This window comes from Silvania hatchlandensis (assembly GCF_025564065.1).
In the GTDB taxonomy this organism is placed as follows: domain Bacteria; phylum Pseudomonadota; class Gammaproteobacteria; order Enterobacterales; family Enterobacteriaceae; genus Enterobacter; species Enterobacter hatchlandensis.
Window position 1 is genome coordinate 89407 of record NZ_JAMGZK010000053.1, and the last position, 14038, is coordinate 103444.

General features: G+C 57.4%; 11 protein-coding genes. 7 read left to right on the forward strand and 4 right to left on the reverse strand.

What is annotated here, in order from left to right:
* Positions 1 to 272 precede the first annotated feature (272 nt).
* The 6 genes from M8014_RS17605 (at position 273) to osmV (ending at position 5862) form a co-directional block, all read left to right on the forward strand.
* Positions 273 to 1244: a hypothetical protein gene (locus M8014_RS17605; protein WP_271283682.1), complete on the forward strand. Its 972-nt coding sequence runs from the start codon at positions 273 to 275 to the stop codon at positions 1242 to 1244.
* Between the two features lie 281 nt (positions 1245 to 1525).
* Entirely contained in the window at positions 1526 to 2149 is a 624-nt protein-coding gene (locus tag M8014_RS17610) for a glutathione S-transferase family protein (RefSeq protein WP_271283683.1), read from the forward strand.
* 280 nt (positions 2150 to 2429) lie between these two features.
* A complete protein-coding gene (gene osmY / locus M8014_RS17615) occupies positions 2430 to 3140 on the forward strand; it encodes an osmoprotectant ABC transporter permease OsmY (RefSeq protein WP_271283684.1) in 711 nt (236 codons plus the stop codon).
* An 18-nt stretch (positions 3141 to 3158) separates the two neighbouring features.
* Entirely contained in the window at positions 3159 to 4058 is a 900-nt protein-coding gene (osmX, locus tag M8014_RS17620; RefSeq protein ID WP_271283685.1) for an osmoprotectant ABC transporter substrate-binding protein OsmX, read from the forward strand.
* 8 nt (positions 4059 to 4066) lie between these two features.
* Complete coding sequence (gene osmW, locus M8014_RS17625; RefSeq protein WP_271283686.1) at positions 4067 to 4714, forward strand: osmoprotectant ABC transporter permease OsmW; 648 nt, start codon at positions 4067 to 4069, stop codon at positions 4712 to 4714.
* Entirely contained in the window at positions 4714 to 5862 is a 1149-nt protein-coding gene (osmV, locus tag M8014_RS17630) for an osmoprotectant ABC transporter ATP-binding protein OsmV (protein ID WP_271283687.1), read from the forward strand. Before osmW ends, osmV begins: the two co-directional genes overlap by 1 nt.
* Positions 5863 to 6216: 354 nt before the next feature.
* On the opposite strand, the gene bioD is transcribed toward osmV, so the two are convergent.
* The 3 genes from bioD to M8014_RS17645 form a co-directional block, all read right to left on the reverse strand.
* A complete protein-coding gene (gene bioD / locus M8014_RS17635) occupies positions 6217 to 6912 on the reverse strand; it encodes a dethiobiotin synthase (protein WP_271283688.1) in 696 nt (231 codons plus the stop codon).
* A 125-nt stretch (positions 6913 to 7037) separates the two neighbouring features.
* Positions 7038 to 8258: a sugar metabolism global transcriptional regulator Mlc gene (gene mlc, locus M8014_RS17640; RefSeq protein ID WP_271283689.1), complete on the reverse strand. Its 1221-nt coding sequence runs from the start codon at positions 8256 to 8258 to the stop codon at positions 7038 to 7040.
* 127 nt (positions 8259 to 8385) lie between these two features.
* Positions 8386 to 9285, reverse strand: coding sequence for a LysR family transcriptional regulator (locus tag M8014_RS17645; protein ID WP_271283690.1), 900 nt, complete (start codon positions 9283 to 9285; stop codon positions 8386 to 8388).
* Positions 9286 to 9407: 122 nt separating this feature from the next.
* On the opposite strand from M8014_RS17645, the gene M8014_RS17650 reads away from it, so the two are divergent.
* Entirely contained in the window at positions 9408 to 10661 is a 1254-nt protein-coding gene (locus M8014_RS17650) for an MFS transporter (protein ID WP_418939616.1), read from the forward strand.
* Here M8014_RS17650 and M8014_RS17655 read toward each other — a convergent pair.
* A complete protein-coding gene (locus tag M8014_RS17655) occupies positions 10597 to 13995 on the reverse strand; it encodes an ImcF-related family protein (protein WP_271283691.1) in 3399 nt (1132 codons plus the stop codon). The two genes, M8014_RS17650 and M8014_RS17655, sit on opposite strands and share 65 nt — an antisense overlap.
* Positions 13996 to 14038 lie beyond the last annotated feature (43 nt).

Consider the following 14038-nt stretch of genomic DNA (forward strand, 5'->3'; position numbering starts at 1 on the left):
GCTTAATATCAATTAGTTAGGTTTAAATGATTAATTTTTTTCATGCTGCCAATGGTTAATTGAAAACAATCTACTACTATTAGATCAGTGAGTTATGGTGATGCCACAGTATTTAGCACATCATCTGAACGGGCTATTTTTATGGCTGAAGTTCTTATATCAGGTATCAAACCAACAATATGCACGTTATAACCAGGCGATTGTTTCATCTATTGATCGCGTAGTTATTACAGGCATGCTTTTTCCGGATTTTATTAATTGGGGCATTGGATATGACAAGTGATTATACTCCGGTTCAACGTACACCTGTTGCGGGCGGGAATATTGACCAGTACGTCTCTCTTCCCACCACAAACAGTAGTGCCGTCTCCTGGGGTGCTATATTTGCAGGTGCAGCGGGCGCAGCATCGCTAGCCATGCTCTTACTTATGTTGGGTGTCGGCCTGGGACTGTCTTCAGTTTCTCCCTACGGAAATCAAGGGGTGGATGCAGGCACAATCGGCATCGCAACAATTGCATGGCTCATGTTCACGCAAATTGCGGCATCCGGGATGGGGGGCTATCTGGCAGGTCGACTGCGGTCTAAATGGGTCGATACGCACACTGATGAGGTTTATTTCCGCGATACAGCGCATGGATTCCTTGCATGGGCTGTGGCAGCACTCGTCTCCGCTATGTTACTTACCAGCGCAATTGGATCGATTATCGGCGGTGGCGCAAAAGCCGTAGGCTCGGTCGCGGGCGGTGTCTCATCGTTATCGATGACGGGCATGGCCAGTGCATCGAACGGTGAATCAAACTCATCGATGGGTTATTTCGTTAATTCATTATTCAGAACCACCACCAGCCCGGCACAGCCCACTGATGCTGCGTCATCAGACGCAATGACACCAGGTCAACCGCAGGTGAAACCTGTTACGCCAGAACAATCAACAGAGGTCGCAGGCATTTTCCTGAACAGCATTAATACGGGTGCACTTCCGGCAGATGACCTTAAATATGTGGCCAGTTTAGTGGCGCAAAATACGGGAATGAATCAACAAGAGGCCGAACAGCGGGTACAGAATATTTACGCAAAAGCGCAGACCAAGGTGCAAGAAGTCAAAGCGCAGGCAAAAGAAGCCGCCGATAAGGCGCGAAAAACGTCAAGTTACCTCGCGTTATGGACATTTGTTTCACTGTTGTCAGGTGCCTTCATTGCCAGCCTCTGTGCAACCTTTGGTGGTCGCCAACGTGATTTATAATCATTTCCAGTAACTGTTCAGGAGAATAAAATGCGTTCTTTACTGTTATTTTTCCTCGGCGTCCCGATCCCTATTATTATTTTGATTGCATTATTTGTGCATTAATTTTAGGTAGGACGATGGACTGGCACTCCCCGGAATGTGAATAAAGGGGAGTGCCAGACTCACATTAACTGCTCTGCGCGATCTCGCCTCCCCCCCCCCCCCAGAATTTGCCCTTACCGCCCTCCATGACTACTGTATTGTGCTGAGATCTCCCCCTTCAAAAGGACGCCAGTACCATGCTTACTATCCTCGGCAAAACCACCTCGATCAACGTGCGTAAAGTGCTCTGGACCTGTGAAGAAGCAAATCTTTCCTGGCAGCAGGAGGATTACGGCAGCGGCTTTGCCTCTACAGAAACGGACGCCTTTCGCGCCTTAAACCCGAACGCCATGGTGCCGGTGCTGATTGACGGTGATTTCGTTCTGTGGGAATCCAACGCCATTTGCCGCTATCTGGCACGTATTGCCGGGCGCGACGATCTGCTGCCCCATGAACCGCAGGACTGTGCCAACGTCGAACGCTGGATGGACTGGCAGGCCAGCGAATTTAACAACGCCTGGCGCTATGCCTTTCCGGCACTGGGGCGCAAGAATCCGGACTATAACGATCCCACCCGAATCGCCGCGGGAATAGCAGAGTGGAACCATTGCATCGCGATCCTCGAGCAGCAGTTGCAACGCACCAACGCGTGGGTAGCAGGTGATACGTTTACCCTCGCCGACGTGGTGCTAGGGTTATCGGTGAACCGCTGGAAGATGACCCCCTTTGACCATCCCGCTGTACCCGCAATTGAGGCCTGGTTCGCACGCTTGAATCAGCGCCCGGCCTTTTTACGTCACGGTAATAACGGCATGCTTTAGCCTCCTCAAACCCGCACACCAGTCGTGCGGGTTGCCCCTCCTGCGTTACGGTGTCACTTTTAGCGCTTCTCTTTAGGACTATTCTGCCTGCCCTCATCCAGCCCTTATTCCATAAGGCTTAACCTAAGTTGTCACGGGATTCATAGGGTTACTGATTTTGCCGCTTCGCTGGAACCCTTTCCTTTCCGTTGCTATAGCTGAAATACCCCTGCCGAATCATGGCATAACAACAGGCAACCGGTGGTTGCTATAACGCATGCGTACAGGGAGACACACCGCAATGCACCCATTACTCAAACGTTCGCTGCTTTTTGTCGGCGCAATTATCGTGGCCCTTGCCCTCCTCACCTGGGGAATTGGGCTTGAGACGATCAAAGCCCGCCAGGTTGACCTTGTCTATCTTGGGCAACAGCATCTGATCCTGGTTTTCTCCTCCATGTTTTTTGCCCTGCTGGTGGGCATCCCGAGCGGTATTCTCCTGAGCCGCCCGGCGGCAAAAGGGTTTGCCGAATACGTGATGCAAATCTTCAACGTCGGCAACACGCTGCCGCCGCTGGCCGTGCTGGCACTGGCGATGGTGGTGATTGGTATCGGCGATACGCCTGCCATCATCGCCCTGTTCCTGGCCTCATTGCTGCCGATTGTACGTAACACCTATGCCGGACTGTGCTCTGTGCCATCTTCGCTGCTGGAAGCGGCAAACGGCATCGGAATGACCAAATGGCAGCGCCTGCGTCAGGTTGAAATTCCGAACGCCTGGCCGGTGATGCTCTCCGGGATCCGCATCGCCACCGCGATAAACGTGGGTACTGCGCCGCTGGCCTTCCTGATTGGTGCCAGCAGCTACGGCGAGCTGATTTTCCCCGGGATCTACCTGAACGATTTCCCGACGCTGATCCTCGGTGCCGCCGCTACCGCCCTGTTCGCTTTAATTCTGGATACGCTGCTGGCGGCGTTGGGGCGTCTGATGAGCCCACATCTCGCACAATAACAATAACAAGGAGCTTTTATGAGACTGTTCTCCAGCCTGACGGCGCTGTGCGCTGCCGCGCTCTTTTCCAGCCAGACGCTCGCCGCGCCGCTGATTCTGGCGACCAAGAGCTTTACCGAGCAACACATTCTGTCGGCAATGACCGTGCAGTATCTGCAGAAGAAAGGCTTTCAGGTGCAGCCGCAAACCAACATTGCGACGGTGATTTCCCGCAACGCGATGATCAACAAACAGGTTGATATGACCTGGGAGTACACCGGCACCTCGCTGATCATCTTTAACCACATCAACGAACGCATGTCGCCCGAGGAATCGTACGCAACGGTGAAACGGCTGGACGCAAAGCATGGCCTGGTGTGGCTCAATCCGGCAGACATGAACAACACCTATGCCTTCGCGATGCAGCGTAAACGCGCCGAAGCGGAACATATCAACACCATGTCGGAACTGGTGGCAAAAATTGAACAGGTGCGCAAAACCGATCCGGATAACAACTGGCTGCTGGGCCTGGACCTGGAATTTAGCGGACGCAGCGACGGGATGAAACCGCTGCAGGCCGCCTACAAGATGGCGTTGGACCGCCCGCAGATCCGCCAGATGGACCCGGGACTGGTCTATAACGCGGTGCGCGACGGCTTTGTTGATGCCGGTCTTATCTATACCACCGACGGGCGCGTGAAGGGCTTTGACCTGAAAGTGCTGGAAGATGATAAAGGCTTCTTCCCAAGCTATGCGGTGACCCCGGTGGTGCGTAAAGACACGCTGGCGGCCAATCCCGGTCTGGAGGAGGCGCTGAACACCCTCTCCAGCCAGCTTAGTAACGACGTTATCACCGAGCTCAATAAGAAGGTGGATATCGATCATCAGTCACCCCAGCAGGTCGCTCGTGAGTTCCTGCATAGCAAGCAGCTGCTGTAGGAGGCGCTATGGAGACGATTCACTACATTCTTGATAACGGGGACTATCTGCTCACCCTGACGCTGCAGCATCTGTGGCTGGTGGCGCTGGCCGTAGGCTTAGCCATTATTATTGGCGTGCCGCTGGGCATTTTGATTGTCCGGCATAAATGGCTGGCAACGCCGGTGCTGGGGATTGCCACGCTGGTGTTGACCATCCCGTCTATTGCCCTGTTCGGCCTGATGATCCCGCTGTTTTCACTCATCGGTCAGGGGATTGGCGCCCTACCCGCGATCACCGCCGTGTTTCTTTACTCGCTGCTGCCGATTGTGCGAAACACCCATACCGCGCTGGACAGCCTGCCGCCCGGCCTGCGTGAAGCGGGTCGCGGCATCGGCATGACCTTCTGGCAGCGGCTGCGCTGGGTGGAGATCCCGATGGCGCTGCCGGTGATCTTCGGGGGTATTCGTACTGCCGTGGTGATGAACATCGGCGTGATGGCCATTGCCGCCGTGATTGGCGCGGGCGGTCTGGGACTTCTGCTGCTGAACGGCATCGGCGGGAGTGATATTCGGATGTTGATTGCTGGCGCACTGATGATTTGTCTTTTAGCGATTGTGCTCGACGCGTTACTGCATCGTCTGCAGGTCGTTCTGACTCCAAAAGGGATTCGATAATGATAAAACTGGAAAACCTCACTAAACAATTTTCACAGAAGCAGGGCCAGAGCGTGAAGGCGGTGGACAACGTCAACCTGAACGTGCCTGAAGGGGAAATGTGCGTCCTGCTCGGCCCCTCCGGCTGCGGCAAAACCACCACGCTGAAGATGATTAACCGCCTGATCGCCCCCAGCAGCGGGAAGATCCTGATTAATGGCGAAGATACCAGCGACATGGACACCGTGACCCTGCGCCGCAACATTGGCTACGTTATCCAGCAGATTGGCCTGTTCCCGAACATGACCATCGAAGAGAACATCACCGTCGTACCGCGGATGCTGGGCTGGGACAAAGCGCGCTGTAAAAGCCGGGCCGAAGAGCTAATGGATATGGTGGCGATGGATCCGCATAAGTTTCTGAACCGCTATCCGCGCGAAATGTCCGGCGGGCAGCAGCAGCGAATCGGCGTGATCCGCGCCCTGGCGGCGGATCCCCCGGTGCTGCTGATGGATGAACCTTTCGGTGCGGTCGACCCGATTAACCGCGAGGTGATCCAGAATCAGTTCCTCGAGATGCAGCGCAAGCTGAAAAAGACGGTAATGCTGGTGAGCCATGATATTGATGAGGCGCTGAAGCTGGGCGACCGTATCGCCGTATTCCGTCAGGGGAAAATCGTCCAGTGCGCCAGCCCGGACGAACTGCTGGCCAAACCGGCGAATGAATTTGTCGGGTCGTTTGTCGGCCAGGACCGCACGCTGAAACGTCTGCTGCTGGTCTCCGCAGGCGACGTGACCGACCAGCAGCCCACCCTGACGGTGCGCAGCACTACCTCACTTGTGGAGGCCTTTGCCACCATGGACGATAACGATATCCGCGCGATCACCGTGGTGGACGACGAAGGCAAACCGCTGGGCTTTGTGAAGCGTCGCGAGGCGCGTCACGCCAGCGGTACCTGCGCCGATTTACTGCATCCGTTCCGGATGACCGGCAAAGCGGAAGACAACCTGCGCGTGGTGCTGTCGCGACTGTATGAGAGTAACACCAGTTGGATGCCGATTGTCGATGAGGACGGGCGTTATAACGGCGAAATTTCGCAGGACTATATTGCGGAGTACCTGAGCTCCGGCCGCACGCGACGGGCGCTGAATATCGTTAGCGACAATTAAGCCGTTTTTCCTTAAGCCAATGAAGTTGCTGTAAAAGATTAAACAGGCTACAGGGACGCGTGGTCCGGCTGAAAATCGCCGAAGCGTTTTCGCAAGGCCGGGGCGAGGTGCAGGGATGCGCCGGGAGGAACTAGCTGAGGGAATCGCGATGCCCCAGAACCTGATGTGAACGGAACGACCAGAAGTGCCAGCAGGTTTCCCCTCACCCCAACCCTCTCCCCAAAGAGGAGAGGGAGCGGTCCTGGCAGAATTTATCTGCGCCGCCGTAACTATGCACCCACCGACTATATGGAAGCGCTGAAAACCGATAACGGTGAGTTCGACTCTAGCGCCAGCCTGGTGAAATCGCGGGCGTTACGCCAGAACGCGATCTACGATGAGCGCGCGGCCGAGCCGCGTTAAATCGATGTACTGCGACAGTTCGCGCTGCTCGGCGCGCGGCAAATAAGGCAGTTCGCCTACCAGCGGGCCCGGGAGCTTTTTGCTCAGCACATTGATGATTTCAGCATAGTGCGCCAGCCCTGGGTTGATGCGGTTTGCCACCCAGCCCACCAGCGGCAAGCCGTCATTAGCGATGGCCTGCGCCGTCAGCAGTGCGTGGTTAATGCAGCCTTCCTGGATACCGACCACCAGCAGAACCGGAAGCTGCTCCTGCACCACCCACTCGGAGAGCGGACGCAAATCGTTCATCAGGCTCCGCCAGCCACCGGTACCTTCGACCACCACGTGATCAACCTGCTCGCTCAGACTGGCAAGACCGTTCGACAGCAGGGTGTAATTGACCGGCCCGCTGTGCGCCACGCTGCTTTCGTCTTCGCTGAGCGCAATTGGGTTAATGGCATGATAAGGCAGTTGAAGGGAGGAGACGCTTTGCAGCACCAGCGCATCTTTGTTGCGCAATCCCTCTGGGGTCTGTTTACTGCCTTTGGCTACCGGCTTGTACCCAGCCACGCTTTTACCGCCTGCCATTAAGGATTGCAGCAAGGCGCGGGATACAACCGTCTTGCCGACGGAGGTATCAGTACCCGTTACAAAGAAACGCTTAAGCATCACTCACTCCACCGTTATGCTTTGAAAATATAAGCCAAGGAAATAATTCAGTAGAGGGAGTCTAAGGCATGCGCTATCAGCTCAGCTTGAGATAGCGCAATTTTTAGTAAATTTATAAAAAACAGTTAACCTTGCAGGAGACGGATCAGCAGCGAACCGTTATACATGGCGTCTTTCACCAGCGCAGCGCCCGCCATCGTCCCCTGATTGGTAAACTGGGTGCTTTCTACCGCGATGTGTTTACTGTAGGCCGGGAGGGACTGCTGACGGATACAGTCGGCGATAGCCGGGAACAGCACGTCCGACGCCTGGCTCAGCGGGGAACCGATTAGAATTTTTTGCGGATTAAACAAATTCACCATAATGGCGAGAATGCGCCCGATATGGGTGCCGACGCCGGTAATGATGTCTTTTGCCAGCAAATCCCCCTGCTGGGCGGCCTGGCAAAGCGACTCCACGGTCAGCGGCTGGCCGTGCAGCGTCGAACTCATCGACTGGCTTAAGCGCACCTGCGCCATCTCCAGCACGCTGTCGACGCTGGCAATGGTCTCCAGACAGCCGTGGTTGCCGCAGTAGCAGAGCCTGCCGTAAGGATCAACCTGCGTATGGCCGATCTCTACCAGGCTGCTGCTCCCGGCATGCAGCAGGCGACCGTCGGTGATCACCCCGGCGCCAACGTTGTGGTCAATCACCACCTGAATCACGTCGCGCGCCCCACGGGAGGCACCGAACAGGGCCTCGGCCATCGTCCAGGCGCTGATATCATGCTGAATATAGACCGGCACACCGGTATGATTTTTTAGCACTTCGCCCAGCGGCATCTCTTTGACGTCTTCGTAAAACGGCATCCGATGCACAATGCCGTTTTCGGTATCAATGATCCCCGGCAAGGTGATGGCGATAGCCGTCAGACGCTCCAGCTTGTGTTGATGATGAATAAAGAACCGATCGATAAGCGCGACGATCCGCATTTCGAGCGGCTGTTCTGCGTGCAGGGCCAGCTCGAGCCGGTCTTCCACCACCAGTTTGCTGCTCAGATCGCGCAGCGCGAGGTAAATTTCACCCCGGCTGATGCGCAAAGAGAGATAGTGCCAGGCTTCGGTTTCCACCATCAGCCCTACAGCCGGACGGCCACGACTGCCCGGCTCCTGAATTTCCGTTTCCTGCACCAGATGGGCTTCGAGCATTTCACGCACTATCTTGGTGATACTGGCGGGTGCCAGCTGTGCAAGACGGGAAAGATCGATACGCGAGACCGGGCCAAGCTGATCAATCAGGCGATATACCGCGCCCGCATTGGTCTGCTTAATCTGATCTATGTGCCCAGGCTGACTATCAGCAACCACCACCTACTCCCTTATTTTCGCGCTTCGAAATAAACTGTGGGCTATGGTGAAGCACTTCTACAGTCATCGTCAAATTTTTACTTAGGCTTGTGATTTGCAGCACATTTTTGCCCCCATTTTTTCGGGTTTAGCCACCCGGCGAGGCGGTAATCAACTGCATTTTGAAACGCTGTGCCGCTGCGCTGAGTTCGTGATGCTTTGGCCACACCAGCCACATTTCGGAAACGGCATCGGGTTCTGCTATCGGCACCCAGCGCATTTCACTCAGCTGCACGCGCCTGAACGAGGCGGGCAGGATCGACACCCCGAGCCCCGCTGCCACCAGGCCAATAATGGTCATCGCCTCCCCCACTTCCTGGGCAATCACCGGTGCCAGCCCGTAGCGACGCATCAGGCCGAGAATATCGTCGTACAGACCGGTGCCCACATGCGGGTCGAAAAAGACGAACGGCTCCTGCGCCAGTTCCGCCAGCGAAACGACCGGCTTGGCCGCCAGGGGATGGTCCCGGTGGATCATCGCCAGCAGCGGTTCCCGCAGAATGCGCTGCCATGCCAGGGTGTCCGGCAGCGGCGTATTGCGCATCAGGCCGAGGTCGAGGGAACCTTCGTTTAGCGGCGTAATCTGCTCCCGGGTATTGATTTCACGGGTCTGGATATGCACGTCCGGGTAGAGGCGACGAAACGATGAGAGCGTCTCCGACACAGCGCTGATAAAAGGCGCAGAGGAGGTAAAACCCAGCCGCAGCTCGCCGGTCTCGCCGTGATGCAGCCTGGCGGCTCGGGCTCCCGCCTCATCCACGAGGCCAAGGATCTGACGGCTGTCGGCGAGAAACTGCTTCCCGGCCGCCGTCAGCCCCACGCTGCGGTTGGTGCGGGCCAGAAGGCGAGCGCCTACCTGCAGCTCAAGCGCCTGTATTTGCTGGCTCAACGGCGGCTGGGAGATGTTCAGCCGCGCCGCCGCCCGGCCAAAATGCAGCTCCTCAGCGACGGCGACAAAGTAGCGCAGGTGACGCAGTTCGATATTCATATTTTAAAAGTATCATTTGAGATTATTAATATATTAGACAGAATATTTACATTTTCCTACCCTGATCCTTGTGGTCATACCCGTCACCCGAAATCACGGGGATGTTGAAGTAAGGAATTTACGTGAGTCGTACACTGTCCGCAGATCTCGCCGCGACCGACGAGATCGAAACCCTGGCAAACACACCGCAGCCGGTTCAGCTGATCACGCGCGGTACCCCACAGTTTATGCGCGTCACGCTGGCGCTGTTTTCCGCCGGACTGGCCACCTTCGCCCTGCTCTACTGCGTGCAGCCGATCCTGCCGGTGCTCTCCCGGGAGTTTGGCGTCACCCCTGCCAGCAGCAGTATTTCCCTCTCTGTTTCTACCGGGATGCTGGCCGTCGGGCTGCTGTTTACCGGCCCGCTCTCCGATGCCATCGGGCGCAAGCAGGTGATGGTCACCGCCCTGCTGTTGGCCTCGATCTGTACATTACTGACGACGATGATGACCAGCTGGCACGGGATCCTGGTGATGCGCGCGCTGATTGGGCTCTCCCTGAGCGGCGTGGCGGCGGTCGGCATGACCTACCTCAGCGAGGAGATCCATCCCAGCTTTGTGGCGTTTTCAATGGGGTTGTATATCAGCGGCAATTCGATTGGCGGGATGAGCGGACGGCTGTTGAGCGGGGTGTTTACTGACTTCTTTAGCTGGCGGGTAGCGCTGGCCGTGATTGGCTGTTTTGCGCTGGCTGCCGCACTGATGTTCTGGAAAATTCTGCCGGCGTCACGCCATTTTCGCCCGACGGCCCTGCGGCCCAAAACCCTGCTGATTAACTTTCGCCTGCACTGGCGCGATAAAGGCCTGCCGCTGCTGTTCCTTACCGGTTTCCTGCTGATGGGCTCTTTTGTCACCCTGTTTAACTACATTGGCTACCGCTTGATGCTTTCACCCTGGCATCTGAGCCAGGCGCTGGTCGGCCTGCTGTCTGTCGCTTACCTGACCGGAACCTGGAGCTCACCAAAAGCCGGGGCAATGACCACCCGATATGGACGTGGCCCGGTAATGCTGGCCTCGACGGGCATTATGCTGGCGGGCGTGCTGATGACGCTGCTGGCGAATATTTGGGTTATTTTTGCCGGGATGCTGCTCTTCTCAGCGGGCTTTTTCGCCGCCCACTCGGTCGCCAGCAGCTGGATTGGCCCGCGCGCGCGACGCGCCAAAGGCCAGGCCTCGTCGCTGTATCTGTTCAGTTACTATCTGGGTTCCAGCATCGCCGGTACCCTCGGCGGGGTATTCTGGCATCGCTACGGCTGGGATGGCGTGGGGGCGTTTATTGCGTTGATGCTGTGTGCGGCGCTGCTGGTGGGAAGGCGTCTGCATAAACGACTGCATTAACGTCGAATATCGCCTTTGGCAACGTGAAATTACGCAGTTTCAGCAGCGCCAGCGGGCCGTCCCCCAGTTCGGTGCGCAACAGCCATTGAAGCTGGCGGCCATCGGGTGCCGTCAGCGTTAAGCGAAACAGACCATTGCTCACTTTCTCCCGCTTTGCCTGTTCGAGCAGGCGGATCGCGCCCCAGGCACCGCTGTGATTAGCCAGCAGTCGTGCTCCGGCAGCGGTGGAGGTCCAGGTGAGCATCGCACCGGGCTTATTGATAACGCCCGGCCAGCGGAAACTTTGCCAGTCGGCCAGCTGGTTGAAGTAGTGCAGCTTCTGACCGTCGAGCGTCAGCTGCGTTTCGACAATCTCCGGCATCGCCACCCCCTGCATCTCAAACCCCATCCCCTGGTTGCCGTCGGTAAACAGAATGTCTGACAGCTGACTCAACTGGTTTACCGCGTCGAGGAATGCCGGGCTGAATGTCAGTCCCTGGCTGTGGGTTTCATCCGCCACCCAGCGGCTGCCTTCCTTATGCAGGACGCCGCCCAGCTGCGTGGTCAGAAAGCGGTCGATCCGCCCGCTGTCCTTGCGCACAAACTCCGCCAGCATGGGCAGGGAAACATCATTTTTACCGGCAGCGAACGGGTAACGACCGTCAAAGGCCGAGTGCCAGTTGGCGACAATCGAACGCTGCCATTGGTCGTTCAGGCTGGCAGCCGACGGCTGCAGGACCGTTTCCCACGCCTGAGTCAACGGCTGGACGAACATCGTCTCCCCGAAGCGAGCCCACTCTTCACCGAGACTGGCCGCCACCAGGTTGCCGTAGGCCTGCGTGTCGGTGAGGTCCACACTTTTCCCCTGGAAAACCGTCTGGGCCAGCTGCTGCATCGTCACCTGCGGATCGGGAGCGTTAGCCACCTGCTGGAGTTTGAGACGCACGCGGGTAACCCGGGTGAGCCAGGTCTGCAGGCTGAGGGTGCTGTCTGCGGTCATCAGGTTCTGGGCGCTGTTTTTACCCATCAGCGTGAGTAGCGGGCCGAAGGTGCTTTCCAGTGGTCCGGTTGGGCCCGCCGCCTGCTGATCAATCGCCGGAAGGTTGCCTTTAGCGATCAACTTTTTGGCGGATTTGACCAGCGAATCAGAAATCGCCTCGCCCCGCTGCCCGGTCTGCCCCTGGTATGCCAGGGTGTTCATCAGCGCAATGAGCGGTGACTGGCGCACATCGCCGGTCAGGGTAAGCTGGTCGATAACATCAGAAATCGTGTATGCCGGGTTAAGGCGGATGCCGTTGAGGAAGCTCAGCCAGCTCCCGGCAAAATCGGTAAAGTAGCGGTTTGTCAGGCGCTGCCTGAGGGCATCCGGCGAGATATCATTGGTGACCGTTTTGCGGTTATCGCTCAGGACCCAGTCGATTTCATCCCGACGAGATGCCACGGCTTTATCAATTGCCTCCTGAATCCCGCCCTCCCACGCCTGGCGGGTGAACATGCCCGGCACCGCGTCATCGGTGGTAAACAGGCGGCGGGCATCCGTCTGTGGCGTCATGTCCTCCAGGGTCATGTCGGCATAGTTGCGGCGCACGTCAGTCAGCATATTTTCATACAGGGTGCTCTCGGCATTGCGCTGCCCAATCTGCTCCAGTAACACCCGCCGGGCCTGCGCCACCCGTCGGGTATCGGGCTGAATTTTCCAGTCTGGTTGCGCAGGCAGGTTCTGCATGTAAAACGCCCATAAATCCGGGGCGATACTCTGCCACAGCGCAGGCGACAGCCCGGGCGGTGGCAGCTCCGTCGTTTTCATGGTCCGGGCAAAGAACGTCGCGTCGGCCTTATCCGGATGCGCCATCATCAGATACGCTTTCAGCCGATCGTAACCGGGCTTAGCCAGCGCTGAGCGCTGCGGACTGCGCGGTGGCAGGTTAATCAGTGTGGTCAGCTTTTGCATCAGACCAAGCGCAGCCGGATCGCGAATCAGTCGGTTATTAACCTGTCCGTACCACGGCATCAACGCCGCCAGCAGCGTGGCGTTGTGATTCAGACCAAAACGTTGATACCAGGGCGCGCCGTGCTCCTGCTGGTGTTGCAGACGTCCGATATCGTTACGCAGTGCCTGCAACGCTATTAATTGCCGATCGTTCAACGTCGACGCGCTGACCAGCTGCTGCGCGCGGTCCGCGGCCGCCATGATGTGTTGCCGGTTGACGGCAAACGCCACCACGCTGCCGAGCCCCCACAGGGCAAGCAGCGTCAGCAGCGAGACTTTCAGCGTATGCTCCCACGGCAGACCGACCCGCACGCCACGGGCTTTGGCGCAATCATCCATGACGCCCTGCCAGGCTGCCGGGGCCGCCCAACGGTGCTCGTGTACGCCGGAGGGCTTGCTCTCAGCCGCCGTTAAAGGCGGGCTGAACATCAGTCCCCGGAGCGGAACCCGCCGATGCGCAGACATCCAGGGCGTTAACAGCGCCTGCCAGTGGGCAATTCCCCTCGTTTTCAGCCACTGGGCACAGCGGAGCAGATAATCATGCTGCAGATGCTCACCTATCTGCTGCATCCCCTGGGCAGTAAGCTGCGGCAGCATGGCGTTTAGCTGCAGGCCAACATCCTCCGGGACGGCACGCGCCGGAAACAGCGCCCCCACGGTTTGGGTGATCCGCTCGACCTGCGGCCACAGACTGTTGCGCACCTGCCACAGATACACCGGGGGCTGGTAATGCAGCGCCTCACCCACCTGTTCCAGCGTGCGCAGGTTGAGATCAAGCTGGTTGGGGTTGGCCTGCGCCTCATCCAGCGCCAGCACAATGCCGTCCAGCGGACGATGGCGACGCAGTTTACGCAGGGCGCTGAGGCGGTCTTCATCCATGGATGTTGCCAGGCTGCCGCCGTGGATCAGCACCGTGCGATTGCCTTCCAGCCACTGTTTTGCGGCAAGGCCCGGTGCGATGGCGGCAATCTGTGCCGGCTCGCCGGTGACCAGCAGCAGGCGGACCTTATTGCGCCAGAACAGTCCGTAGCGGCGGTGGAGGTGATCTTTCAGCGGCTTAAACCGCGCGGAACGCTGTTTTTTCCTGGCGGATAACGACGGCGTTGGCTGTTTTTGTCCCTCCACTTTATCTTTGATTAATAGCCGGAAAACAATAAATCCCAGCATCAGCATGCTGAGCAACAGTCCCCAGAGAATAAAACAGACCAGGGATATCTCGCGGATCACCGCCCATTGCAGGACCCGGTTCGCTTTGAAGAGCCACCATCCCAGCCCTCCACTTACCATTATCAGCGTTACGACAGCGACACACAGCATGGCGGTGGCCGCCACTGAAATATCCTTGGCTTTTTTTTCCTTGAACATAAGCTTTACGTCTTCCCTATACTTAGCGCGATGACCATCACAC